The organism is Azospirillum sp. Sh1 (assembly GCF_008365135.1).
In the GTDB taxonomy this organism is placed as follows: domain Bacteria; phylum Pseudomonadota; class Alphaproteobacteria; order Azospirillales; family Azospirillaceae; genus Azospirillum; species Azospirillum oryzae.
The window spans coordinates 56,497-80,860 of sequence record NZ_VTTK01000005.1; the positions used below are offsets into that span (position 1 = coordinate 56,497).

The window sequence follows — 24,364 nt, forward strand, 5'->3', positions numbered from 1 at the left end:
TTGCCCTGACTTGCACTCGCATCAGCCGGAGGGTCAAGCTGCCTTGTTGCAAGCCTCAGCGATTTCACCGATCTTCCTCCGCCTTCCGGCTCCCCCGATCCGGATGCCCGACCCGCCTCCCGCCCGTCTATTCTCCGGTTCCGGAACAGCACCCGCGCATGACCTCGATACAAGACATCCTGATCCGGGCCGCCGCTCTGCATCAGGCCGGCGACGTCGATTTGGCGGCGAGGCTCTATCGCCTCATCCTGGTCATCGATCCGGCCCATATGGATGCCCTTCATCTGCTGGGACTGCTGAAGCGCCGCTCCGACCAGCGGCATGGGGCGACGATCGTGGCCCGCGCGCTGCGGCTGCAGCCGGACCACCCCAGCGCCTTGATCAACCAAGCCGGCACCTTGATGGCCATGGGCCGGCTGGACGAGGCCATGGCGCATTTCCGCCGCAAGCTGGTGTCGGAGCCGGACTGTCTCCCCACCCTGACGCGCCTGGGGACCGACGCGCTCGCCTGCGGGCGGATCGACGAGGCCGAGCGGCTGCTGCGCCGGGCGACCGCGATGGAATCCGGCGGCGGTGCCTCTGCGGTAACGCTGCGTTGTGCCCTGGAGCGCTGCGCCACCGCCCGCAGCATCCGCGACGATGCGGCCGACCCATCCCTGCCGCCGGGGCTGGTCGTCCGCGGGGTGTTCCGCGACAGCAGCGGCTATGCCTATCTCGTGCGCCGCTTCGTCCAGGAACTGGTGGCGGCCGGGATCACCGTCCGGCTGGTCGACCTGAACTATGGCCACGGGGACAATCTTCCGGACGACGCGATCGACCCGCTGCTGCTCTCCCTCGACCGTCCGGTGCGGGCAAAGGCGGTGCTGTCCATCACCACACCGCCGGCAGTGGAGTGTATTCCCGGGCTGAAAACCATCAATTTCAGCATGTTCGAGGGAGTCGACATCCCGCCTCTGTGGACGGCGCTCGGCCGGCGCCACGACCATGTCCTGGTCGCCACCGACTCCTCGCGTACGGCCTGGCTGCGTGGCGGCCACCCGCATGACCGCATCCACATCTGCCCCGCCGGGGTGGATGACATCGATCCCGGCGGCATCACTCCCACCGTCATCACCGACCATATGGGCCGCCGCTTCGCCGATTACCCGGTCCGCATCCTGAACGTCTCCGACTTCAACGACCGCAAGAACCTGGACGGGCTTCTCCGCGTTTGGGTGCGGGCGACGCGGCGGGAGGACCCGGCCGCCCTGCTGTTGAAACCCGGCAAGGGTGGCGGGATCGCCAACAGAGTCGGCGAGTTGCTGAAACAGGTGGCGGCGCAGGTCGGGCGGCCGCTGACGCAGGTGGCGCCCATCTTCCTGGTGGAGGGCAAGCTGTCGGATGCGGCGATGATGTCGCTCCATGCCGCCTCGACCCATTACTGGAGCATGTCGCACGGCGAGGGCTGGGACCTGCCGATGGCCCAGGCCGGGGCGATGGGGCTGACCCTGCTGGCGCCCGACCACAGCGCCTACCATGCCTATCTGGACGGGCGGGTGGCGCACATGATCCCCAGCGCCGTCACCCCCGGCATCGGCGCCTATGCCGGCCAGAGCTGGTGGAGCCCCGACGAGGACGAGGCCGCCCGGCTGCTGCGCGCGGTCATCGACGACCCCGCCGGCACCCGCCGCTCGGCCCAGGCCCATCTGCTGGAGCATTTCAGCTGGCAGGCCGCGACCCGCCGGCTGATCGCCCTGCTGCGGGAGCTGGACGCGCTGTGACCGTCTCCGCTCCCACCCCATCCAACCCCGGCCTCCGCCTGCCGGACCCGGTCACGCTCTTCTGCTGCCTGGCCCCGCCTGAATACTACCGCCGGCCGCTGTTCTCGGAGCGGGAGGTGTTCTGCGGGCCCGACTGTCCGACGGTGGAGACGGGCGACGGCTTCGCCTCGCTGAACACCCCGCCCGGCGAATATGATCTGACGGCCGTCGTCGCCCGGCTGCCGGCGCACCAGCGTCCGGAACTGATCGTGGTGAAGGCCGATGCCACCCGGCGCAACCTTCCCCGCGGGCTGGACCGGCTGCCGGGCACCAAGGTGCTGCTGGTCGGCGACACCCATCACTTCGCCGCTCCCTTGCGCAGCCTGCTGGCCTATGGCGCGATGGAGGACTTCGATGCGGTGATGCTCGACCATACCCGCCAGCACGCTTATCTCTTCCTGGAGGCGGGGTTCGAGCGGGTCTATTGGGTCCCGGCGGTGGATTACGCGCTGCGACGGCGCGACATTCCCCCGGCCCCCGACCGCCCGCTCACCTTCGTCGGGCAGATCGGCGCCTTCCATCCCTGGCGCCGCCATGTGCTGGAGCGGCTGAGCGCAGCCGGGCTGCCGCTGCTGGGCATGCGGGCCGAGCCGGAGAGGGCGGCCGACGTCTATGCCGCCTCGCAGGTCACGCTGAACGTTTCGCTGAACGGCGACCTCAACCTGCGCGTCTTCGAGGCGCTGGGCGCCGGCGGCTTCCTCGTCACCGACGCGCTGTCGCCCGATGCCGGACTGGAGCGCTGCTTCACCCCCGGCCGCCATCTCGCGACATACCGCTCGCCCGACGAGCTGGTGGAGCTGGTGCGCCATTATCTCGACCACCCGGACGAGGCGATGGCGATCCGCCGGGCAGGCCAGGCGCATCTGCTGGAATTCCACAGCCCGCAGGTCAAGCGCGCCCAGTTCTTCGCCGCCGTGTTCGACGACCGTGTCGATCCGGCGCTGGAGGTCCGCGGGGAGCGGCGCGGGCTGGCGCCGCTGCCGGCCCGGAGCGTCGGTTTCCGCCGCCGCCTCGCCGCCTATGAGGCGCTGCAGCGGCTGCAACTGACGGCGTCGCGGCTGACCGTCCACGCAGACGGGCAGGACGAAACTGGACGCGGCTTCGCAGCCGACCTGCGGGCCATGGCCCGTGACCTGCCCCGCGTGGTCTTCGCGGATCCGGACGCGGGTTCCGAACCGGTTGCCCTGCCGCTGCCGCCATCCGCCGACCGGGTGCGGGACGAGGCGGTGACGCTGCTGCCCTGGCCCGACCGGGCGGAGACCGACCGGCGGATGGCCCGGCTGCCCGGCGCCTCCGTCCTCTGTCCCACCCTGTCGTCGCGCGACCATGCCGCGGCAGCCGCCCATCTGGCCGGCTGGGGTTTCGTGCCGACCGAACCCGGCGGCATCCTGTTCCAGTGCGCCGACGCCCTGCGCTATGCCGGCCGCTCGCTGTCCGACCCGGTCCTGGCGGCGGAACTGGCGCCGGAGCTGCGGCATGCCCGCCTCGCGGCGCTGGAGCCGATGCTGCGGACCGCCGAACAGTTCATCGGCGTCGCCCGGCTGGCCGCCCGCTTCGGCGAGAATGGCCTGACGGAGCGGTTCCTGCTGCGCGCCGTCGGGCTGGACCGCCAGCAGCCGGATGCGCTCGCCGGGCTGGCCCGCCTGTGCGCGGCGGGTGGGCGCCCGGTGGAGGCCGCCATCTATCTCGGCGAGGCCTGCCGTGCCGCCCGGCTTGCCGGCCCGGCCGATCCGGCCCCGGACCTCGACGAGGCCGCGCTTGCCGCTTCGGCCGGCGACCATCCGGGGCTGGAGCGTTACCGCGCGCTGTTCCGGCAGGCGGCGGCGCCTTCGACCGGTCGGCCCCGCCGCATCCTGGTGGTCACCAACCTGTTCCCGCCGCAGGAGTTCGGCGGCTACGGCCGCAAGCTGTGGGAGTTCTCGGCCGAGCTGATCCGCCGCGGCCACACGGTGAAGGTGCTGACCGCCGACATGCCCGACCTCTCCCGTCCGGGCATCGCCGGGACCGAGGACATCGAGGCGCATGTCGACCGTTCGCTGACCCTCTACGGCTATTGGCGGGGCGGGCGCGCCTTCACCCACGACGACCCGGCCCACTGCGCCGCCCTGATCCGCGCCAACATCCGCCGCGTGCTGGAGACCGCCCGCGACTTCCGCGCCGACGCCTGTCTGGTCGGCAACCTCGACATGCTGGCGACCGAGTTCCTCGACCCGCTGACCCGGCAGATGGGCGTCCCGGTTCTGCATTGCCTGGGCAACCAGCATCCCGGCTACGCGCCGGAGGCGGCCCCCCGCTCCCCGCTCTACCGCGCCGGGCCGGCCAGCGGCTGGGTGGCGGAGCGGCTGGCGGCCGGCGGCTACGGCCTGCCCGCCACGGTGATCCATCCCGGCGCCCGCGTCGATTACTTCCACCGCGCGGTGATGCCTTCGTTCGACCGGCTGCGCATCGCCTTCGCCAGCCTGTTCGTCAACTACAAGGGGCCGCAGACGCTGGTCAACGCGCTGGGGCTCCTGCACCGCGAGGGCGTCGACTTCGACTGCACCTTCGCCGGGGAGGCGCCGGACGCCGACCTCGCGGCCCGCTGCCGCGACTTCGTGGAGCGCAACGGCATGGCCGGCAAGGTGCGCTTCACCGGCTTCCTCGATCGCCGCGGCCTGTCCGACCTGTTCGCCCGCTGCAACGTCCTGGTCTTCCCCAGCGTCTTCCAGGAGCCCTTCGGCATCTCGCAGGTGGAGGCGATGGCCGCCGGCCTGACCGTGATCGGCAGCGGCACCGGCGGCAGCGGCGAGGTGCTGCGCGACGGCGTCGACGGCCTGCTGTTCAAGGCGGAAGACCACGAGGCGCTCGCCGACCGCCTGCGCAGCCTGGTCGGGGACCGCGCCGCCTGGCTGCGCATGGCCCTGTCCGGCCGCGACCGTGCCCGCGACTTCACCGTCGCCCGCTCCGTCGACCGCATCGAGGTGGTCTTCGAGGAACTGATCGCGCAGAAGGAATGAGCGGAGGGAACCGCAGCGCGTCGTCCGCGGTCCATTGGCCGGTGGAGAAAAAAGGTCCGGGCTCCCCTCCCCTTTCGATTGGGGGATGAAAGGTTGTAGAGTGGCGGAGCCGCAGCCCGCGGCGCGGATTCCCTTGCGGCCATGACCACCATTCTCCCAGACCCGTCAGACGCTCCGGCCGGTGCCGTGCCCGCCTGTTCCTGCCTGCTGTGCAACGCAACAAGCTGGGGCGGCGACTGGAGTGCCGCGCCCATCGCCGCAGGGTTGGACGGAACGTCGCAAGGCGCGCTGCCGCAGGGCGCCGCCTCGTCCACCGTCCAGGCCCTGCTGGCGACGGGAACGCCGCGCTGGGGCAGCGGCGGGGTCGGCAGCGGGGCGACGGTCACCTACAGCTTCATGGAGCAGGCGCCGTCCTACGCCTCCGGTTCGGACACCACCGGCTTCGCGCCGCTGTCCGCCACGCAGCGCGACGCGGTGCGCCAAGCCTTCGCCGCCTGGAGTTCGGTCGCCAACATCTTCTTCGTCGAAACCTCCGACAGCGCCAACAGCGGGCAGGGCGGGTCGATCCGCATCGGCACCAACCGGCAAAGCTCCAGCGCCGCCTACGCCTATTATCCGACAGGGTCGCTCTATGACGGCGGCGGCGACATCTATCTCGCCAACAACACCTCGACCAACACCAGCCCGACGCCGGGTACCTACGGCTACCTGACCATCCTGCACGAGATCGGGCACGCCATCGGGCTGAAGCATCCCGGCAACTACAACGCCACCGGCGGCGGGGGCGAGCCGCCCTACCTGTCCTCGACCGAGGACAATTACCGCTACACGCTGATGTCCTACAACCGGCACCCCAGCCTGGGGTTGAGCGGGCTGGCGACGGGACCGGCGCTGTACGACATCGCGGCGGCCCAGTACCTGTACGGCGCCAACACCGACACCCGCATCGGCGACGACCGCTATGCCTTCGGCAGCAACACCGTGGCCGTCAGCCAAGCCATCTGGGATACCGGCGGCACCGACAGCATCGACGCCGGCGGGCAGGCGTCCGCCGTCACCATCGACCTGACCCCCGGCGCCTTCAGCTCCATCGGTCCCAACGGCTCGGGCGGGCTGGCGGTGGGCAATGTGGCGGTCGCCGCCGGCGTCACCATCGAGAACGCCATCGGCGGCAGCGGCAACGACATCCTGATCGGCAATTCCGCCAACAACCTGCTGATCGGCGGCGAGGGCTCCGACACGCTGACCGGCGGGGCCGGCGACGACACGCTGCAGGGCAACGGCGGCAGCGACACCGCGGTCTACAACGGCAGCCGCTCCTCCTATACCGTCACCGTCACCGCCGACGGCGCCACCATTTCTGGCGGCGGCGAGGGCACCGACACGCTGACCGACGTCGAATTCGCCCTGTTCGCCGACACCCGGATCAGCCTGACGCCCCCGGCGGTCACTGCCAAGGCCGGCCGGGTTTCCATCGGCTCCTCGATCACCATCGCCAGCCTGGTGACGGCGACCGATCCGGCCGGCGGCCTCGTCACCCAATATGAGCTGGTCGACAACACCAGCGGCGCCGGCTCCATCATGGTCGGCGGGGTGGCTCAAGGAACCGGCGCCGTGGTCTCGCTGAGCGCCGCCGCCTTCGCCGGCGTCACCTTCGCCGCGTCCTCCCTGACCAGTCTCGACGAGCTGTCGGTGCGCGCCTACAACGGCGTGGCGTGGAGCCGCTGGATCGGTTTCATCGTCTCCTCCCGCCCGGCCAACCGGCCGCCGACCGTCCAGGGCGACAAGACCCTGACCGCCCTGGAAAGCGGGCCGGCCATCGCTCTCGGCATCGACCGGCCGAGCGACCCGGACGAAGGCGATAGCATGACGGTGACGCTGACCCGGCTGCCGACCGCCGGCACGCTGCGGCTGGCCAACGGCACCGCCGTCACCGCCGGGATGACGCTCGGCACCGCCGATCTGGCCGGCCTGACCTATCAGGCGCCATCCGGCACCCCGTCGTCGCCGGGCTCCTTCGCCTACACCGTCACCGACAGCCAGGGCGCGGTCAGCGGCCAGACCGTGACCCTGCGGGTGACCCCGCTGGCCGAGACGATGGCCGGCTTCGATCCGCTGGCCTATCTCGCCTCCAATCCCGATCTCGCCGCCGCCTTCGGCAGCGACGAGACGGCCGCGCGCGAGCATTACCTGCGCTTCGGCCGGGCGGAAGGGCGGGCGCCCCAGTCCTTCGATCCGCTGGCCTATCTGGCAGCCAACCCGGACGTGGTCGCCGCCTATGGCTACGACCGCAAGGCCGCGACCCAGCATTATCTCGCCTTCGGCCGGCGCGAGGGGCGCTCGACCGGCAGCTTCGATCCGCTAGCCTATCTGGCGGCGAACCGCGATCTGGCCGCCGCCTTCGGCACCGACACCGTCGCCGCCACCCGCCATTACCTGACCCTCGGGCAGCGGGAGGGACGCAGCACCCGCTTCGACGCCTTCGGCTATCTGGTGTCGAATTCCGATCTGTCCGCCGCCTTCGGTCTGGATCCGGTGGCGGCGACCCGCCATTACCTGACCATGGGCCGGGTCGAGGGGCGCAGCATCACCTTCGACAGCCTGGGCTATCTGGCCGCCAACCCCGATCTGGCCGCAAGCTTCGGCACCGACACCGCCCAGGCGGCCCGGCATTACCTGTCCTACGGCCGGCGGGAGGGGCGCAGCAGCAGCTTCGACGCGCTCTCCTACCTGGCGGCGAACCGCGATCTGGCAGCAAGCTTCGGCAACGATTCCACACGGGCGGAGGAGCATTACATCCGCTTCGGCCGCCTGGAGAACCGCAGCACCAGCTTCAACTCCCACGACTATCTGCTGGCCAACCCGGACCTGCTGAGCGTCTTCGCGGGCAGCGAGCAGCAGGTGAAGCTCTATGTCGTGCTCTACGGCAACACGCCGCGGCGCGACGCCGCCGGTTTCGATGCTCTGAGCTATCTGGCCGCCAATCCGGATCTGGCAGCAACCTTCGGCACCGACACCGCGGCGGCCACCGCCCATTACCAATCCGCCGGTCAGGCGGACGGGCGTCCGACCCGGTTCAACGCGCTCGCCTATCTGATGGCCAACCCCGACCTCAGCGCCGCTTTCGGCAGCGACCAGCAGAAGGCGCTGATCCATTTCATCACCTACGGCCGCAACGAGTCCCGTCCCAACCCGATCGGCTATGTCCGCCCGCAGTCGGCTGGGCTCGCCATGGCGGGCGACGGGCTGCTGGCCGCCGCGATGGGGGGATAGGGCGCGATTGCCGCCTCCTGATCGGCTTCCGTCAGGGCGGTTTCCCTCAGGCCGGGCTCCGTTCTGGGCCGGCCGTGGAGGTGCGTCGCCGCGGCAGGCAGCCGGCTGAACAGAAGGTCCACCTGGACGCAGCGGCCCGCCCGGTCGAAGGTCGGATGGTTGGTTCCGGCAAGGCCGAATCCGTGCCCGGCAAGATGCTCGACGACGGCATGCGCCAGCGGCTGGCCGTCGTACAGCGGCAGGAAGGAGACCTCGACATACACATGGTCGACGGCCGCGAGCAGGCGCCCGGCCCCCTGCAGGGCCTGCAGTTCGCCGCCCTGCACGTCCAGCTTCAGCAGGACGGGGCGGACGAGGTCGTCGGGAGCGATCAGTTCGTCCAGCGGGCGGACCGGCACCGTGATCGTTCCAACCGCTTCCGACCCGGGAGCGAAATCCGTCTGGCCTCCGGCGATGGGCAGCAGCGACGAGCAGTCATGACGCCGCGAGACGTGCAGCGGCGCGTTTGCCGTTCCGGCGCCGGCGGCCACCCGGTGCAGCCGCACGCGCGCGCTGTCCGCGAACAGGCGGGTGAAGACGGCGGCGGCGGCCGGCAACGGCTCCACGGCATGGATGGCGGCGTTCCGGTACAGCGAGGCGGCAAGCAGGGAGAACTGGCCGGTGTTGGCGCCGACGTCGATGACGGTGGCGACGGGCAGGGCGCCGAGGATGGTGCGGTGTTCGATGGCCGCCGCCACGCCGAAGCGCAGGCCGCGGCGGAATGCCGGATTGCCCAGCAGGCGGGCCAGCTTGCGCGCCTTGCGCCAGAATGCACCGCCCATCGACGCTCCGCCCACCCGGCTCATGCCGGTTCGCCGCTGTTCCGGTGGCGGTCCGCGGTGTTCCAGGACTGCGCGTAGCCGATCCCGAGGATCGTCGCCAGCATGGCGGCGATGGCCGGCATCTGGGCACTGAAGTCGACCAGTCCATGGGCGCCCAGCAGCGTCGCGGCGCCGAGCGCCGCCGCGGGATAGATCCCGTCGCGCCGGCGCACGATCAGCCCGCGCACGCACACCCCGAAGATGACGGCCAGGCACAGATAGAAGAGGGCGGCTGCCGGCAGGCCCAGATCCAGTGCCATTTCCAGCGGAATATTGTGCGCGTAATCCCAATCGACCGCACGGGGCAGCGACGCGTCGCGGTACAGACGGAAGGTCGGGGTGAAGGCGCCGAGCCCGGTGCCCGTCAGCGGCGTGTCCTCAATGGCGCGCATCGTCAGGTGGTATGCGTTGAGCCTTTCCTCGTCATAGTCCTGGGTGCTCTCGTTGGCCAAACGCTGCACCATCCTGTCGCCGCTCACGCCCAGGACGGCGAAGCCCATCCCCAGCACCAGGAGGGCCGACAGCAGCCCCGTCCGCGGACGCACGATCCTGCCGGTCACGAGCGCGATCATGAGAACGGCCAGTGCGGCGCCCGTGCTGATGAAGGCGCCGCGCGAATGCGACAGCAGCAGCGCCGACCCCAGGATCGCCAGGGCCATCAGATAGGGCAGGGCATGGACCAGGAAGGTCTCCGCCATTTCATAGGCGCGCGGAGCGCTCGGGCGGGAGGACGGCCGCAGCGCGTGCAGGAACAGCGCGAAGCAGAACACCATGCCCAGGCCGGCATAAGCGCCGTAGGCGTTGCGGTTGACGAAGGTCGAGGTCAGGTCGTCGACGTAGGCCCACTTGCTCATCCACAGGATGGTCTTGGCGCCGGAAAAATAGGCGGCCAGCCCGTAGACGGCGTACAGCGTGCTGGCGGCGGCCATCAGGACCAGCGCCTCCCTTGCGCGCTTCCGGTCGCAGGCGAGTTGCACGGCAAGCCAGAAGATGCCGCCATAGGTCGCGAGCCGCAGGATCGCCGCGCGTGTCATCGCCGGATCGGCGGACACCATTCCGGCCGCCTCGCCCCCGCCGACGGCCTCCAATGCCGGCTGCGCCGCCATCCACAGGGGGTGCCACAGTTCCGAGGGAAGCAGGGAGGATGCCTGCGCGCAAGCCCAGGCCAGCACCATCGCGAAAGGCACGGCCACCGGCCACAGGCGGCGGAAGGACAAGGGGGCCTGTGCCTTCCCGACCGCGGCCAGCACTCCCCAGAACCCGCACAGAAGCCCGACCGCCACGGCCATCATGCTCCACGCCCAGGGGCGGTTGGCGCCCAGCGGGAGGGGCGCAAGCAGGACGACGATCATCAGCAGGCGAAAAATCAGCGTGTTTCCCGTCAAGTGTGCAAAGTCTCCAACAGTCCTGCGTGATCGTTCCCAAGACCGCCGCATCATACCCGCAAAGGAGGTGCCGTGCCTACCGCCATCGGCGGAACCGGCTAGCCGGGAGGCGTGCTTCGCCGCTCGAAGGAAGCGCAGTCTCTTGGGCAGGCTGCCGGGCCTTCCCAGAGGGGACCGGCAGAAATCATGCCGCCGCACATTTCAGGAATGAAATAGATTGAGTCAAATTTAATTTACACCAAAGCAGGAGTCTTGTCGCGGAATGCCCTTGCAGGTAGTAAGTCTTTTCATCTTCCGCCAATTCCAGCGAGGCGCGCCCGCGTGACCAGTCGTGAGGCTACCGTTCATCCGATGCTGAAGACGTTGGGTTACCCGGTCCAGTTGGCCCGCCTGCGCCGAATGCGGCATGTCGCGCTCCTGACCTCCGACCTAGTCATGCTGCTGGTCGCGTTCGGCTTGGCGGCGTTGCCGTCGCTGGCCGTGAACGAATGGATCCTGAAGCGGCCGTTCCTGGATGTGTTCGGCGAGGACACGGCGCTGCGCCTGATCCAGTTCGGCGGGTTCGGCATCGGTCTGGTCCTCTGGCTGCTCACCCGGGGCCATTACCGTCAGCGCCTGCCTTTCTGGACCGAGGTGAAGCACATCGTCCTCGGCTGCATCCTGATGCTTCTGTGCGACGGCTTCCTGATGTTCGCGCTCAAGGCGGACTTCTCCCGCCTTTGGCTGGTCCTGACCTGGATGGTTTCGGCGGCGGTCCTTCCGCTGGGCCGCCGGGTGGTGGCCGCGCTTCTCGACGCCTGCGGCTGCTGGCGCATCCCGGTTCTGATCGTCGGCAGCGGCGAGGAGGCCGACGATGCGAGCTACGCGCTGCGGTCGGAACCGTCCCTCGGCTACGACATCCTCGGCACCGTCCCGCTGTCGGCCCTGCTCGACACCGTCACCGGCCGCTCCTGGGCGGCTCTGTATGAAACGCACAGGGCGCAGCTGGTGGTTCTGGCGCTGTCCAGCGCCGAATGCGTGGAGGACAGCGACCTGATCACCGATCTGGTGTGCGAAGGACTGCCCTTCGCCATCGTGCCGCCGCTGCGCGGGCTGCCGGTGCTCGGATTCGACCGGTTCTACTTCTTCAGCCACGACATCATGATGATGATGGCGCGGAACAATCTGGCGCAGCCGATGAGCCGCGCGCTGAAGTTCTGCTTCGACTTCGTCGTGGCGGTCCTGCTCATGGTGCTGCTTCTGCCGCTGTTCGCCGTTTTCGCCGCCCTGATCGTGAAGGATGGCGGCCCGGTTCTGTACGGGCACCGGCGGATCGGCTGCAACGGCCGCCCCTTCACCTGCCTGAAGTTCCGCACCATGGTCGGCGACAGCGACCGCATCCTGCGCGAGCTGCTGGAGCGCGATCCGGCGGTCCTGGCCGAATGGCGGAGCAGCTTCAAGCTGAAGAACGATCCCCGCGTGACCAGGATCGGACGCTTTCTGCGGGCCAGCAGCCTGGATGAGCTGCCGCAGCTCCTGAACATCCTGCGCGGCGAGATGAGCCTCGTCGGTCCGCGACCGGTGACGGCGGACGAGCTTCACAAATACGGGCGCGACCTGGCCTTCTATCTGCAGGTGCGTCCGGGCATGACCGGGCTCTGGCAGGTGAGTGGCCGGAACGACAGCAGTTACGATCAGCGGGTCCGCAGCGATGCCTGGTATGTCAGGAACTGGTCCCTGTGGCACGACATCGCCATCCTGGCCAAGACCGTCCCGGTCGTGCTGCGGCGCGTCGGCGCCTATTGATACCCGGCGCAGGCGTCGTCCAGCACGCCGAGGAAGCGCGGCCCGATCCGGTCGATGTCGAATGTCCGGTGCGCGTATCCGACCTGCCGGTCCGCACAGGACATGCGCAATGCGGAGTCGGCGTGGAGGCGCCGCGCGGCGGCGAGGAATCCCATGTCGTCGCCCGCATCGACGCAGAGGCCGGCCCTCTCGCGCTCCACCAGCCGGCGCGCCAGGTTGGCCGCCGGCAGTGCGCCGAGGATCGGCCGTCCGGCGCAGAAATAGCTGTACACCTTGGACGGGACGGACAGCGCCCCCGCATAGGATTCCAGAAGCAGCACCTGCACGTCCGCCGATGCCAGCACGTCCGACAGCTGGCCGACCGGCTGGAAATCCAGCAGGACGAGGTTGTCGAGCCCCTCGGCGGCCTTCACGTCCTCCAGCCAGCGGCGTCCCAGCCCTTCGCTGACGACCACGACCCGGACGCGCGGGTCGTCCCGCCAGGCACGCGCCAGATTGGCGAGATGCGCCGGGTTGTGCTTCATCCCCAGGGTGCCGCTGCACAGGAACACGAAACGGTCGTTCAGCCCATGCGCCCGGCTCCAGGCGTTGTCCTTCGGGCGGGGCCTGATCTCGCCGTAGGGAGCCCAGTTCTCCACCACGGTGCAGTGCGGATGGTTGACCCCGCGGGTCGACAGGGTCGGGAGGAAATCCGGCGAAATGACCACCAGCCCCGCCGACTGCCGCATCGTGCCGAACTCCGTCCGCTCCAGCAGGCGCAGGGCCGCCCAGCGCAGGGGCCTCGGCTTGCGCTTCAGGATTTCCTCGGCCCCGATGGTGAAGATGTCCTGCACCCAGTACACCAGCGGCACGCCGTCCCGCTTCAGGCGCTTCAGCAGGCGTGCCTGAGTCGCCGGCGGCGTGTTGCCCGACAGGACGACGTCCGGGCGGAAGGCGGCGATGCGTTCGGCCAGATGGCCGCCATAGGCGTGATCGTGCAGCCAGCGCCGGTGCAGGACGTATTTGTCCAGCCGCCGGCCGATGCCGACCCCTTCGACCGCGAAGCCGGGGGGGTCGTCGGCGCTCCGCATCAAACGGCCGCGCGGGGCCTCCGATTCCGAGGCGTAGAGGTGCAGGACCTGGTTCCCCTCGGCTGCGAGCCAGCGGCTCAGCTGAAGCGGGAAGATGTGACCGGCATAGTCATGCACCAGGATGCGCCGTCCGCCACGGCGGACGGGCGGCATCGCAGGCAGCGTCGCGGATGCCGGAATGTCCAGGAGAAGGGTCACCGGTTTCCTGCGCCCCGGTTGATGTGTCCGATGCCGCCCGAAATGCTGGCGCTCAGAGCCTGTTTGAAAAGCCCGTCGGCCAACATTCAACGCCTTTCCATCGTCATTCCCGCGAAGGCGGGAATCCAGCTATTCCGCGCTGTTTCCTGGGGTAAAGCCTGGATCCCCGCCTTCGCGGGGATGACGGATCAGGAAAAGGGCGGAACATAATGGACGTTTTCAAACAGGCGCTCAGGTCGGGCTGGTTGGGGCCGGGTTGAAGGGGGGGATGACCGGCTGATTGTTGTTATTGTTATTGTTATTGTTATTATTATTGTTGTTGTTGTTGTTGCCCTGGTTCTGGTTGTTGTTCTGGTTGTTGTTTTGGCTGATGCTCGGCTGGGCGTTGTTGTTCGTCCGGTTCAGGATTTCCGAGACCTGGGTGGCGTTGGTCGGGTTGCTCTGCGCCAGATTGTTGTTCTGCGATGCCTGGACCAGTTCGCGCGTCACCGCCTGAGTCACGGTCGGCGCCGCGGCAATGACCGCCTGGCTGCTCGCCGCCTTGTAGGAGTTGTCCATGGCGCTGATCGCCGCCTGGGGCGACGACTGGTAGACGGCGGGGGTGCTGGCGATCTGGACCGTAGCAACGGCGATCGATGCCACCGCCTGCGGGTTCAGGCGCTGCACCTCCGGATTGACGATGATGCGGGCCGCCGTGGTCGCCACCTGGAGCGTCTGCTGCGGCGCGCCCTGGGTGACCGGCTGCTCCTTCACCGCCTGGACCGCCACGGTGGCGACCTGAACGGCGGCGGCCGGGGCGGCCGCCAGAACCTTTTCCGCGGCGCTGACCGCCTGGTTGGCGATCGTGGCGACCAGGGTCGGGTTGTTGGTCGTGCTGGCCGCCTGGACCGCGGAGGACGCCAGATTGGCCGTGGCCTCCGGAGCGAGCCGCTGCACGTCCGGCTGGACGAAGATGCGGGCGGCGATGGTCACCACGGTCGTCACCTGCTGGGGCGATCCCTTGGAGACCGCGTCGGTGCGCACGCTTTCTACCGCGACCGTAGCGATCGTCACCGCGGCCTGGGGATTGGTCTTCAGGATGCGCTCGGCCGCGGCGACCACGCCGGTCGCCAGTTCCGCCGTCCGTTGCGAGTTTCCGCCGCTCAGGGTGGCGATGGCCTGGCTCACCGCGGCAGGGTTGCCGGACTGGATGGCCGCCTGCAGCGCCGGGGGCAGGTTGACCGCGCCCGCGGCGGCGGCCCCCCCATTGGCCCCCCCGTTGGCCGCGCCATTCTGGGCCGTCGCCGGCATGGCCGGCAGGACACCGACCAAGGCGACCATCGCGAGCGTCAGAACACTGCCCCTGCTCAACATCCGTCCCTCCACAATTCGCATTCGCCGCGCACTGGTGGCCCCGGCATGCTTCCCAGCGATGATCCTGCCCCCGTTACTAGCATAATCCGGCGGCGGCGCGAACCTGGATTGATTACCACCGTCGCCGGAGCTTCCCCCGGTTGTGGATCAGATGCGCCGCTGCATCACCCGGACGATGTCGCCGGGCAGGATCGGCGTCCGTTCGTTGGCCCGGTATTCATGCTGCTCGCCGTTGACGGTGCGGACCAGGACGACGTCGCCTTCCCAGGCGCGGTAGTCGTACCCGCCGGCGCGCGCCACGGCGCTCAGCACCGTCAGGCCGTTGGTGTAGGGGAACTCTCCGGGCTGGCGGACCTCCCCCAGCACATAGAAGGGGCGGAAGGTCTGCGCCTCGACCGCTGCCTTGGGATCCTGCAGATAGGCGTCCTTCTTCAGGTGGTCCTCGATGCGCTTGGACAACTCCTTCGCCGTGATTCCGCTGGCGGCGACATTGCCGATCAGCGGCAGCGACAGGTTGCCGACCGGGTCGATCGTGAAGTCACCGGACAGCCCCGTCTCGCCGAACACGATCAGCCGGACACGGTTGCCCGGCTCGAGCAGATAGCCTTCCGCCGGGTTGCCGGGCTTCATGGGCGCCTGTTCCGACGGCAGGCCCGGCGTCACCGCGCAGCCGCCGAGAAGGACGCCGGCTAGGGCACTGGCCATGACGAGACCGCGCAGAGGTTTCGCGTTGAGGAACGGCAGCATGGACGACGAACTCTCCACTATGAGAAAACCATTGGGGGAGGCGCACCACCGGAACGGCGCGTCGGGGATCGGCATGGCGCCCTTATACCTCAATATCGTCATTGAAACGAGTGGTTGATCCCTTATCGCGTGCAGGTGACATGAAGCTTTTTGCAACCATGCGGTCCTGGTTTCCGGCCCGCCCGCCGGGGAGAGGCGACGGCCGCATGCCGGCGCCCAGCGTCCCGGACGGCGTCTGCGCCTATGCGATCGGCGACATCCACGGCGAGCGCAAGGTGCTCGACAGCATGCTCGCCGCCATCGCCGGGGATGCCGAGCGGCGGCGGGGCGACGGGTTGGGCGTCGTCGCCGTCTTCCTGGGCGACTACATCGACCGCGGCATGGACAGCTGCGGCGTGCTCGACCGGCTGTGCCGCGAGCCGCTTCCCGGCGTGGAGTGCCACTTCCTCCTGGGAAACCATGAGGCGGCGATGCTCGACTTCATCGAGGATCCCGTCCGTGCCTCGGAATGGCTGAACTACGGTGGGGCCGAGGCGCTGGGCAGCTACGGCATCCGCGCCTCGGTCGGGACCAGCGACCCCTCCCGCTGCAAGGCGCTGCGCGATTCGCTGCTGGAACGCCTCCCCGACGAGCATCTGGCTTTTCTGAAGGCGTTGAAGCCGATGGTGGTGCTGGGCGACTACGCCTTCGTCCATGCCGGCGTCCGGCCGGGCAGGCCCCTCGCCCGCCAGCGGACGGACGACCTGCTGACCATCCGCGAGCCTTTCCTGTCCTGGCTGCGCCCGCACGAGAAAATGATCGTGCATGGGCATACCGTGACCCAGTCGCCGGAGGTGACGGCAACCCGGATCGGGATCGACACCGGCGCCTATGCCACCGGGGTGCTGACCGCCCTGGTGTTGTGCGGCGCCGGACGCAGCTTCATTCAGGTGGGCGCCTGATCCGGCCGGGCGCCGGGCTCCGATGCGGGTCTTTCCCGATCGCCCGCGCCCCCGCCCGTGTTCCTCCAACCGAAGCCCCTCCGGCACCCGCCCTCCGTGTGCTCCTTCCCGAGCGGGCGGTGCCCGTGGAGGGCGGGTGCCGGGGGGAAGTGATGAACTGTGGATGTGCCCGTGCGCTCCAATACACGCTAGTGGATAGTGCAAGGGCTCTGATATATACCTCGAAAGAATTTAGCCAAAGGTATGGGGGCATTGGCGCTATGGCTGTGGTCTTTGCTGCTTTTTCCGCTGTTTCGGCCTCGTCCATGCATCCGGCCTTGCGGTCGGAGCGGCGGTGGAGCAGCGGGCTTCTGGGCTGCGCCGCCCTTGCGCTGGGGATTGCCGCCTGCACACCGTCCTGGGCCCAGGTCTCCGGCCAGACCGCTCCCGGGCAGGACCCGCGCAAGGCGCACTCCGGCGCCAAAGTGACCACGGAAACCAACACCGGCACGGAAGACGAACGCCGCAAGGACGATTCCGAGCGGATGCATGATGCCTACGACCCCAAGGGCATCGAACTCGGAAGCTTCCTGCTGCTGCCGAAGGTCGAGCTGGACAGCGCCTACAACAGCAACGTCTTCGCCCAGAACTCCGGCGCCAAGTCCGACTTCCTGACCACCCTCCGTCCCGAATTCAAGCTGCGCTCGCGCTTCGACGAGCACATGCTGAATTTCTCGGGCATGGTCGAGAAGGTCAAGTACCGCCGGTTCGACAGCGACGACCAGGTGAACGCCCAGGCGGACATCGACGCGCGTTACGACATCGGCGCCGCCACGGAAGCCAACGCCTTCCTCCAGGGCTATGCCCGGCACGAGGACCGCGGCAGCCCCGACGAGGCGGGCGGCACCAAGCCGACGCCGACGAAAGGCCTGACGCTGCGGTCGAACGTGAAGCACCGCTTCGGCAAATACGCCGTGGTGGGCGGCATCGACGCCGACCGCCGCGTTTTCGAGAATGTGCCGGGGGCGAGCAACTCGGTCATCCGCAACGAGGACCGCGACCGCTGGGAAGTCGCCGGGCGCCTGCGCGGAAGCTACGAGATGTTCCCGGGCTATGCCGCCGTCAGCGAGGTTTCGGCGAACACCCGCCGGTACGATTCCAAGTCCGACCGCAACGGTCTGGACCGCGACAGCTACGGCTACCGCGCGGAGGCCGGTATCGGTGTCGACATCAGCCAGCTGCTGCGCGGCGACTTCCTGGTCGGCTACTTTCAGCAGAACTACAAGGACTCCCGCCTGAAGGACCCGGCGGGCCTGTCGGTGCGGGCGACCTTCAACTGGACGCCCGACAAGCTCACCATCGTCGTGCCGTCGCTGGAGCGGTCGGTTTCGGAGACCATCACCCAGGGCGCATCGTCCCTGGTGCGCACCACGGGGTCGGTGATCGTTCGCCACGAGGCGCAGCGCAACCTGATCCTGACCGGCATCGCCTCCGTCTCGCGGGACGAGATGGAAGGCGTGAAGGGCCAGGATGCCTGGGTCTATGAAGGCCGCATGCGCGCCACCTATGCTTTTACCCCAGAATTGTTCGTGGCGGGTGAGGCAGCTTACAGGCGCAAGGATTCCGAGTTGGAGACGTCCTCCTACCGGCAGACGCTGTTCTTCATCCGGCTCGGGGCGCAGCTTTGACGGGAATCTGGTCTGGAGTTCTGTGGTGAGTCTTTTGAACCTCGTTAGGCCGTCGGAGCGCGAAGCCGCGACCGTCCCGGATGCCGATTTCCAGGAGGCGTTTCGAAAGAGCGTCCGATGGGCCTGGCGGGTCCTGTGGCGCGGCAAGTTCCTGATCCTCGCCGTCCTGATGGCGGCGCTGGTTCCAAGCGTGCTGTACCTTCAGCAGATCCCGCCCCGCTACACCGCCGAAGCGCGGATCATGATCGAGGCTGCCCAGGTCCGCAACGCCCTGTCCGAGAACATGTTCATGCCGGAGTGGATCGGCGACGTCACCGTGCAGACGGAAGCCGACCTGATCTCGTCGAGGATGCTGGCGCGGCGCGTCATCGACAAGCTGGGGCTGGCGAACGATCCGGAGTTCAACTCCAAACTTCGCACGCCCCGGCCCCTCGACACGTTCATGGCCGCGCTCAATCCGCTCTCCTGGCTGGTCAGCACCCTGCCGACGAACGAGGTGGAGCCGTCGACGCTCAGCGAATCCGCCCGCGCCGACATCGAGCAGGCCGCCCTGGTCCAGACCTTCCTGGGTGGGCTTCAGGTCGCGCCGCAGCGGCGTACCCTGATCATCTCCGTCCGCTACACCTCGGAGAACCGCGAGAAGGCGGCCCTGATCACCAACACCATCGCCCAGCTCTATGTCCTGGACCGTCTCGAAGCCGGGTTCGAGGATACCCGGCGCGTGGCGACCTGGCTCGGGGAGCGGCTGGAGGCCCTGCGGCGCGACGTGGTCAGCGCGGAGGGGGCGGTGGAGGAATACCGCGCCCAGAACGGTCTGCGCCGCAAGGGCGAGCAGCAGGCAACCGTCACCGACCAGCGGCTTTCCGAACTCAATTCGCGCCTCATGATCGCGCGGGCCGATCTGGCCCAGAAACGGGCGCGGCTGGAGCAGGCGCGGCAGCTCATGCGGTCCCGCGGCAGCGTGGAGGCCTTTTCCGACGTTCTGCAATCGCCGCTGATCCAGCGCCTGCGCGAGCAGGAAGCGACGACGCAGCGCGAAATGTCCGACGCCCTCAAGGTCTATGCGGACCGGCACCCGCGCATTCTCGGGCTGCGGGCCGAACTGAACGAGATCCGCAGCAAGATCGGCCACGAGGTCGACAAGATCGCGACCTCGCTGACCGCGGATGCCGAAGCCGCCGCCGCCGGCGTGCGTGCGCTCGAAAGCGACCTGAACGGGCTGCAGCGTCAGTCCGACGTGGCGGGCGAGGCGGAGGTCCGCCTGCGCGAACTCGAACGCCAGGCGGATGCGAGCCGCAGCCTCTACGAATCCTTCCTCGCCCGCTTCAAGCGCGAGGACCAGCAGGAGCGGATGCAGAGGGCCAACGCGCGCATCGTCTCGCAGGCCGACATTCCGACCTCTCCGAGCTATCCGCGTAAACTGTCCCTGCTGATGGCTGTCAGCATGCTGGCCCTGATGGGCGGCGCGATGCTGGTGTTCCTGCTGGACCGTCTGGACAACGCCCTGCGTTCGGCCGACGAAACCGAGGATCTGACCAGCCTGCCCACCCTGGCCATGATCCCCTACCGGCGCGGCCGCGACCTGTCGCCGATGAAGGAGATCCTGGAACGGCCGCGCTCCGTCCTCGCGGATGCCGTCCGCAGCCTTCGCACCAGCCTGGAGATCGCCGACGGCGAACACTCCCCCGTCATCATGATCACGTCCTCGGTTCCGAAGGAGGGGAAAACCTTCCTGTCCTTCTGCCTGGGGCTGATCTATTCGAAGATGGAGGGCCGGGTGCTGCTGATCGACGCCGACGTCTACCGGCCGCGCCTGCATACGCTGACCGGCACCGACGGCGAGCGGGGTCTGGCGCAGGTGTTGAGGGGAGAGGCGAAGGTCGAGGATCTGATCCAGCAAGGCATCGCCGGCACGCTCGATTTCCTGCCCGCCGGCCGCTCGCCCGACCTGCCCGAGCTGATCAAGGGGGCGGCGATCGAAGAGCTGCTCAAGGACCTGCTCACCCGCTACGACCGCATCATCATCGACTCGCCCCCCGTTCTGGCGGTCGCCGACACGCGCGTGCTGGCCCGTCTGGCGGACCGGGTCATCTATCTGGTGCGCTGGAACTTCACGCCGCGGGATGCCGTGCGCAACGGCATAAAGCTGCTGAACGGCATCGGGGCGCCGGTCCACGGCGTGGTGCTGTCCCAGGTCGATCAGCGCAAGCACGCCCGCTACGGCTATGGCGACTATGGACAGTATTATGGACGTTACCGCGACTACTACGCCGAGTGAACGGGCGGGTGGAGCCTTCACCCGACCGCGCGCTTCCACACAGCCGTCGTCTCCGGTCTCCGCCATACTGGGGCTGGTGGTGGGCGGCCTGCTGCTGTGGATGGGGACGCCGCAACTGGTCGCCGCCTTGCTCGCCCTCGATGCCGACGCCGCTCTGCAGGGGGTGCGCAGCGGCTCTCCGGGCTCTCCCGATCAGCTCGCCATGGCGGGCGAGGCCCTGACCACCGCGAATCGCTGGGAGAAAAGCGGCGAGCGCGAGGCGGCCCGTGCCGTGTTGCTGACGTTCCAGGCGCAGGGCGCGCCGCCCGGCCCGGATCGGGACCGCCTTTCTGCCGAAGCCCTGGCCGCCGCGTCTGCGGCCGTGCGGCTCGCGCCGGGACAGCCTCATGCCTGGGCGCATCTGGCCACCCTGCTGGAGCGTAGCGGCGACCGGAAGCGGGCGGTCGAGGCGCTGCGCCTGTCGATCCTGTCCGGCGCGGTGGAGCCGGCCCTGATGATGTGGCGGATCGAAACGGCCCTGCGCCTGCGCGGCGACATGGACGCCGAAGCCCTGTCGCTTCTGCGCCGGCAGATCCGGCTGGCCTGGATCATCATGCCCGACGAGATCGCGGCGCTGAGCAAGCGCCCGGACGCCCATGATCTGGTGACCGAATCCCTCTCTCTGCTGAACGAGGAAGAGATGGCGCATTACGTGAGGCTGCACGGCAAGCGGTAGCCCGCGCCGCCGCACCGGCCTCGGACCGGCCCAGCCTCGGACCGGCCGCCTCAGACCGGCATGGGCAGCGGGTCGGCCGCCAGCGGATCGGCGGCGTGGAAGAAGAAGAAATTGTTCACATAGCCCGGCGTGCCCGGCGGCGCGGTTTGAAGAGATCGCGCGTCGACGTCCCAGGGAAGCGGGCGCAACCGGCCGTCCTGCTGGCGGAAACGGCGATAGCCGGCCGGCTCCAGTAGGGCGCGCACCCGGTCATGGGCGCCGGGGCGGTGCCTCTCCTCGACCTCGATCATCAGGCGCGGGCGGTCGCGGCGGATCAGCCCCATGGCGCCGGCCAGCACCTCGGCCTCGTGGCCCTCGACATCGATCTTCATCAGGCCGACCGGGTCCAGCCCCTCCTCGTCCAGGCGGACGGTCCGGACCATCAACTGGACGTAATCGGGCCTGCCCCCCAGGGCGGAGACCGGGTTTTCGTCCGCGATGCTGCCAATGCCGGAATTGCCTTGCTGGAAGACGAGGCAGGCGGTTCCCGGCCGGTCCGACAAGGCGGCGGCGCGCAGCGTGACGTTGCGCCGGTTCAGGCGGGCGATGGCCGCGTGGCATCCGGGGTTCGGTTCATAGACGACGACCCGCAGGGCATGCAGGGACAGCCAATAGGAATACTCCCCGGCATTGCCGCCGACGTCGACGGCGATCCGGCCGGGGTCGCACAGCGGCCCCAAGGTGAAGAACTCCCGTTCGAAATGGCGATCCCGCCGCCGGATGCGGACCTTCAGCCACCAGACCGGGAAGCGGCGCTCCAGATGACGGGCCAGCCGCTGCTTGACCAGGCCGATCACGTTCCGGCTTCCGTCCGCAGCGGCCGGCGCCCCATCAACCCCATGGCCAGGATGACGGCGATGAGGATCAGGAGATTCATCACCGCCTGGATCGTCACCTGCGGTCCGATATCGGCAATGTCGGAATTGCAGAATGTGAAATAGAGTGTTGAGAAGCCGAAGGCGAGAAAGTAATTGTTCCTTCCACCTCCATAGATCAGGCGCAGGCCGCTCAGATACAGGAAAAGAACGATCAAATTGATGGGAATGAAAAAAAACCCGCCGAAATAGGCATAGGTTTCCGCAAACACTCCGTAATTCATGTTGGTGAAGGAGTGCAGGATGCTGGTTTCCAGGATCTCGCCGCCACGGGCCGGGCGTTCGATACCGAGAAGCTGGAGTAGGACGTTGGGAATGGCGTATAGGAACTGGCCGAGGAAGGTCTCGCCGCCGAAATTTCCCATGTCCTGGACATAGGCGATCACCTCGTCCAGCGGGCTGGGGCTGAAGCGGTCGAGGAAGCCGAGGGGTTCGCCATAGTAAAGGCGGGTGTCCCAGCTGTAGTACATATTGTTCAGCTGCTCTTCCTGCAGGCTGCGGCCGGACGAGCTGAACAGGTCTGATGCGATGCTGAAGGTTTCCTGAAGGAAGCCGCCGATCCCCAGCCCGCGCTCGATGCCGCGTTGCAGGTCGATCAGGGGAAAGATCACGAACTGCATCGCGACGGCCAAGGCGGCCACCGGCAGGACATGCTTCAGCCGGATCACCCCACCATAGGCCAGAAAGGTCGTGACGAAGGCGATGCCGCCGCTCAGCATGATCAGCCGGACATTCTCCCAGAAGCCTTGCAGGACCGTGAAGCCCAGCATCGTCACCACCCAGGGGTCGACGAAGCTCCGCCCCCCCGACAGGATGGCGCGCCGCGCCGTCATGGCGGCGACGGCCAGCGGAAGCAGGTTCGCCAAGTAGAGCAGCAGGACGAGACCGCGCCCCTCCTCGTAATCCGCGGCGCCGGCGCGGCTCAGTCCGGCCAGATGCCGGGCGACGATGGAAAACAGGGTGAGTATGACGGCGACGCTGGCCAGCCAGGACAGGAAGCGCGGATCCTGGGGAAGGGTGATCAGGCCCGACGACCGGCCGAACAGGGCCCGGATGGCAAGTCCCGCCGCCATGAAGACCAACACCCCCATGAACAGGACGAAGGCCGTCTCGACCGGGGCCTGGAGATGGCTGTCCGCCGACTGTCCCAGAAGAATCTTCAGCCATTGGGCGATGAAGAACAGTTTGCCGTAGGAGGCGACGAACAGCAGCGACCCCATGCTGCCGATCCCCCCGTTCATCCGGATCACCACCGGCGTCAGCAGGAAGATCGTCAGCGACAGGAAGGCGAAGACCGGCGAGGTGCCGAGAACGAGCTGGAGCAGGCAGGTCAGAACAGACACCGCCCTCCATGCCTCAAGCAACATTCTATGGTTGTCCGCCCGTTCCGCCACCATCGCCCCCGAAAAGCGTACCCCGAAAAATCGCGGCAGTTTCAACTCGATTCCGGCGCGGCGCAAGGATCATGCTCAAGTTGAGGAAGCCTCGGCCTCCTCCACTGCGAAATCACACAAGCCAAGCTTCGGGTGCCACGCTTCCGATACCGAAATTCGGGGGCGGCGAACGCCCTGCGGTAACGGGCCGCAGTGACGGATTGACGGGACAAACGGACGGTTGCAGCATTCCCGCCCTTTTTCCCTCCGTGTCTGGATGACGATTTTGGTCACCGAAGCGCGCAAGACGAATGCCATCCGTGGCGACGCCTTCATGGAACGGCATTTCTCGGGCCTGGTGCTGGACATCGGCTGCGGCGACGACCCGGTGGTCCCCCATGCCCGGCGCTTCGACCGGCAGGATGGCGACGCGAACCGTATCCTGAACCATCTCGCGCCGGCGCAGTTCGACTGCGTTCACAGTTCGCATTGCCTGGAACACATGTCCGACGTGCCTGCGGCCCTGGCTCAATGGTGGGCCCTGGTCAAGCCGGGCGGGGTGCTGGTCCTGGTCGTCCCCCATGAGGATCTGTACGAGCAGGGCGTCTGGCCCTCCCTGTTCAACAGTGATCACAAGGCCAGCTTCCGCCTGGACAGCCCGGCCAGCTGGTCCCCCGTCTCCCATGAGCTGCGGGCGCTGCTGTCCGCCCTGCCGGATGCGGCGATCGAGGAGATCGCCGTGCAGGACCACGGCTATGACCATGGCTTGCGCCGTCCGATCGGCGCCTGGGGGCGCGGTCTCTATGCCCTGGGCTCCTGGCGCTCCGCCGTCATGCGGCGGCTGTTCGGTGGAGGTGCTGCTGTGGGATGGGCGGACCGCCTGCTGACCCGGCTGGAGCAGGGGCTCGGCCGGCCGGTGGCCCAGACCGACGGTGCCGCCCTGGCGCAGATTCAGGCGGTCGTCCGCAAGACGGCCGCGTCAGGCCCGCCGGCGGCGTAGATCGGATCGC

17 protein-coding genes are annotated in these 24,364 nt (G+C 68.4%); 10 read left to right on the top strand and 7 right to left on the bottom strand.

Annotated features, from left to right (window positions below):
• Nucleotides 1-158: 158 nt before the first annotated feature.
• The 3 genes from FZ029_RS07460 to FZ029_RS07470 all read left to right on the top strand — a co-directional run bounded on the left by FZ029_RS07460 (nt 159) and on the right by FZ029_RS07470 (nt 8,068).
• Nucleotides 159-1,760, top strand: coding sequence for a glycosyltransferase (locus tag FZ029_RS07460; protein ID WP_149268676.1), 1,602 nt, complete (start codon nt 159-161; stop codon nt 1,758-1,760).
• Nucleotides 1,757-4,795 carry a glycosyltransferase gene (locus tag FZ029_RS07465; RefSeq protein ID WP_247892189.1) on the top strand — a complete coding sequence of 1,013 codons (3,039 nt, stop codon included), beginning with the start codon at nt 1,757-1,759 and terminating at the stop codon, nt 4,793-4,795. The genes FZ029_RS07460 and FZ029_RS07465 overlap by 4 nt, the downstream gene beginning before the upstream one ends.
• Before the next feature lie 141 nt (nt 4,796-4,936).
• On the top strand, nt 4,937-8,068 hold the full coding sequence (locus FZ029_RS07470; RefSeq protein ID WP_149268677.1) for a M10 family metallopeptidase C-terminal domain-containing protein: 3,132 nt from the start codon (nt 4,937-4,939) through the stop codon (nt 8,066-8,068).
• Here the strand turns inward: FZ029_RS07470 and FZ029_RS07475 are convergent.
• Both FZ029_RS07475 and FZ029_RS07480 read right to left on the bottom strand, forming a co-directional pair.
• Entirely contained in the window at nt 7,996-8,889 is an 894-nt protein-coding gene (locus FZ029_RS07475) for an FkbM family methyltransferase (RefSeq protein WP_188051850.1), read from the bottom strand. The two genes, FZ029_RS07470 and FZ029_RS07475, sit on opposite strands and share 73 nt — an antisense overlap.
• A 20-nt stretch (nt 8,890-8,909) precedes the next feature.
• Nucleotides 8,910-10,313, bottom strand: a complete 1,404-nt coding sequence (locus FZ029_RS07480) for an O-antigen ligase family protein (protein WP_188051851.1) — start codon at nt 10,311-10,313, stop codon at nt 8,910-8,912.
• 321 nt (nt 10,314-10,634) lie between these two features.
• On the opposite strand from FZ029_RS07480, the gene wbaP reads away from it, so the two are divergent.
• Nucleotides 10,635-12,098, top strand: coding sequence for an undecaprenyl-phosphate galactose phosphotransferase WbaP (wbaP, locus tag FZ029_RS07485; RefSeq protein ID WP_149268680.1), 1,464 nt, complete (start codon nt 10,635-10,637; stop codon nt 12,096-12,098).
• Here wbaP and FZ029_RS07490 read toward each other — a convergent pair.
• A complete protein-coding gene (locus FZ029_RS07490; RefSeq protein WP_149268681.1) occupies nt 12,092-13,366 on the bottom strand; it encodes a glycosyltransferase family 4 protein in 1,275 nt (424 codons plus the stop codon). The genes wbaP and FZ029_RS07490 overlap by 7 nt on opposite strands.
• 30 nt (nt 13,367-13,396) lie before the next feature.
• Here FZ029_RS07490 and FZ029_RS07495 point away from each other — a divergent pair, with 30 nt between their 5' ends.
• Complete coding sequence (locus FZ029_RS07495; RefSeq protein ID WP_149268682.1) at nt 13,397-13,576, top strand: hypothetical protein; 180 nt, start codon at nt 13,397-13,399, stop codon at nt 13,574-13,576.
• 21 nt (nt 13,577-13,597) lie between these two features.
• Here FZ029_RS07495 and FZ029_RS07500 read toward each other — a convergent pair whose 3' ends face one another.
• Together FZ029_RS07500 and FZ029_RS07505 are read right to left on the bottom strand one after the other, a co-directional pair.
• Nucleotides 13,598-14,719, bottom strand: a complete 1,122-nt coding sequence (locus FZ029_RS07500; RefSeq protein WP_149268683.1) for a hypothetical protein — start codon at nt 14,717-14,719, stop codon at nt 13,598-13,600.
• Nucleotides 14,720-14,866: 147 nt separating this feature from the next.
• Entirely contained in the window at nt 14,867-15,424 is a 558-nt protein-coding gene (locus FZ029_RS07505) for a polysaccharide biosynthesis/export family protein (RefSeq protein WP_247892190.1), read from the bottom strand.
• A gap of 248 nt (nt 15,425-15,672) precedes the next feature.
• Here FZ029_RS07505 and FZ029_RS07510 point away from each other — a divergent pair, with 248 nt between their 5' ends.
• The 4 genes from FZ029_RS07510 (at nt 15,673) to FZ029_RS07525 (ending at nt 21,067) form a co-directional block, all read left to right on the top strand.
• Complete coding sequence (locus FZ029_RS07510; protein ID WP_211104112.1) at nt 15,673-16,407, top strand: metallophosphoesterase; 735 nt, start codon at nt 15,673-15,675, stop codon at nt 16,405-16,407.
• 305 nt (nt 16,408-16,712) lie between these two features.
• Entirely contained in the window at nt 16,713-18,074 is a 1,362-nt protein-coding gene (locus tag FZ029_RS33520) for an outer membrane beta-barrel protein (RefSeq protein ID WP_247892191.1), read from the top strand.
• Nucleotides 18,075-18,099: 25 nt separating this feature from the next.
• Nucleotides 18,100-20,352, top strand: a complete 2,253-nt coding sequence (locus FZ029_RS07520) for a Wzz/FepE/Etk N-terminal domain-containing protein (protein WP_247892192.1) — start codon at nt 18,100-18,102, stop codon at nt 20,350-20,352.
• Nucleotides 20,321-21,067, top strand: coding sequence for a hypothetical protein (locus FZ029_RS07525; RefSeq protein ID WP_149268687.1), 747 nt, complete (start codon nt 20,321-20,323; stop codon nt 21,065-21,067). The genes FZ029_RS07520 and FZ029_RS07525 overlap by 32 nt, the downstream gene beginning before the upstream one ends.
• A gap of 50 nt (nt 21,068-21,117) precedes the next feature.
• Here FZ029_RS07525 and FZ029_RS33525 read toward each other — a convergent pair whose 3' ends face one another.
• Together FZ029_RS33525 and FZ029_RS33530 are read right to left on the bottom strand one after the other, a co-directional pair.
• Nucleotides 21,118-21,903 (bottom strand): FkbM family methyltransferase, encoded by a 786-nt coding sequence (locus FZ029_RS33525; protein WP_247892193.1) that lies wholly within the window; start codon nt 21,901-21,903, stop codon nt 21,118-21,120.
• A complete protein-coding gene (locus FZ029_RS33530) occupies nt 21,900-23,324 on the bottom strand; it encodes a hypothetical protein (RefSeq protein WP_247892194.1) in 1,425 nt (474 codons plus the stop codon). Before FZ029_RS33530 ends, FZ029_RS33525 begins: the two co-directional genes overlap by 4 nt.
• A 307-nt stretch (nt 23,325-23,631) precedes the next feature.
• Here FZ029_RS33530 and FZ029_RS07535 point away from each other — a divergent pair, with 307 nt between their 5' ends.
• A complete protein-coding gene (locus FZ029_RS07535; protein WP_149268688.1) occupies nt 23,632-24,354 on the top strand; it encodes a methyltransferase domain-containing protein in 723 nt (240 codons plus the stop codon).
• The last annotated feature ends 10 nt before the right edge of the window (nt 24,355-24,364 follow it).

Excerpts from the sequence above, each read along its gene's own strand:
- FZ029_RS07505 (WP_247892190.1), bottom strand. The coding sequence starts at position 15,424 with ATGGCCAGTGCCCTAGCCGGCGTCCTTCTCGGCGGCTGCGCGGTGACG.
- FZ029_RS07470 (WP_149268677.1), top strand. The coding sequence starts at position 4,937 with ATGACCACCATTCTCCCAGACCCGTCAGACGCTCCGGCCGGTGCCGTG.
- FZ029_RS07460 (WP_149268676.1), top strand. The coding sequence starts at position 159 with ATGACCTCGATACAAGACATCCTGATCCGGGCCGCCGCTCTGCATCAG.
- FZ029_RS07535 (WP_149268688.1), top strand. The coding sequence starts at position 23,632 with ATGACGATTTTGGTCACCGAAGCGCGCAAGACGAATGCCATCCGTGGC.
- FZ029_RS07500 (WP_149268683.1), bottom strand. The coding sequence starts at position 14,719 with ATGTTGAGCAGGGGCAGTGTTCTGACGCTCGCGATGGTCGCCTTGGTC.
- FZ029_RS07525 (WP_149268687.1), top strand. The coding sequence starts at position 20,321 with ATGGACGTTACCGCGACTACTACGCCGAGTGAACGGGCGGGTGGAGCC.
- FZ029_RS33520 (WP_247892191.1), top strand. The coding sequence starts at position 16,713 with ATGCATCCGGCCTTGCGGTCGGAGCGGCGGTGGAGCAGCGGGCTTCTG.
- FZ029_RS07495 (WP_149268682.1), top strand. The coding sequence starts at position 13,397 with ATGCCGCCCGAAATGCTGGCGCTCAGAGCCTGTTTGAAAAGCCCGTCG.
- FZ029_RS07475 (WP_188051850.1), bottom strand. The coding sequence starts at position 8,889 with ATGGGCGGTGCATTCTGGCGCAAGGCGCGCAAGCTGGCCCGCCTGCTG.
- FZ029_RS07510 (WP_211104112.1), top strand. The coding sequence starts at position 15,673 with ATGCCGGCGCCCAGCGTCCCGGACGGCGTCTGCGCCTATGCGATCGGC.